This is a genomic window from Pseudomonas fluorescens, from assembly GCF_000967965.1.
GTDB lineage: Bacteria > Pseudomonadota > Gammaproteobacteria > Pseudomonadales > Pseudomonadaceae > Aquipseudomonas > Aquipseudomonas grandcourensis.
Window position 1 is genome coordinate 1 of record NZ_LACC01000081.1, and the last position, 617, is coordinate 617.

Annotated in this window: 1 protein-coding gene; it reads left to right on the top strand. The window is 56.9% G+C overall.

Annotation, left to right across the window (positions count from 1 at the left end):
- Positions 1 to 617, top strand: a 617-nt coding sequence (locus tag VC35_RS28275; protein ID WP_046044038.1) for an ATP-binding protein, incomplete at both ends; no start/stop codon positions are given.

The following is a 617-nucleotide window of genomic DNA, read 5'->3' on the forward strand; positions in this document are numbered from 1 at the left end:
GACAGCGGCAAGATCGTCATTCGAATCGGTGGCACTGAAAATGCCGCTGGCCGGTTCGATATACGGATACAGGTTTCGGACTCGGGCATTGGCATCCGTAAAGCGTCGCAGGCCAATCTGTTTGAACCGTTTACTCAGGCTGACAATTCGACGGCACGGCGTTTTGGCGGTACAGGGTTGGGGCTATCGATTTGCCGCAAACTTACGGAGTTGATGGGCGGAAAAATCGAACTGGTCAGCGAGTTGGGCCTGGGTAGCAGCTTTATCGTATTGCTTGAACTACCCATCGCCGGGAAGCTGAAACCGATCAGTCTGGCGGGGCTACCGACCGTCCAGGTGTTTGCCGGCGCCAATGAGCAGCGTGAAACGTTACTCGCGTTAGTCGAACATGCAGGCGGTCAGGCGTTGCCCCTGCCGGAAACGCTACCCGCGTCAGTACACAATGACTTGCTGTTGGTTGCCTGGTCGCACCGGCCAGAAATGACATTCGGCAACAGGTTTGCAGGCATCGTTTGGCTTGACCCGCAAGGTTCGCCAACACCTGAGTGGCGCGAAGACGGTTGGCATGTGAGCAGCCTGAGCCAGCAGGGCATTCTGCAAGCCTTGCAACTGGCTGA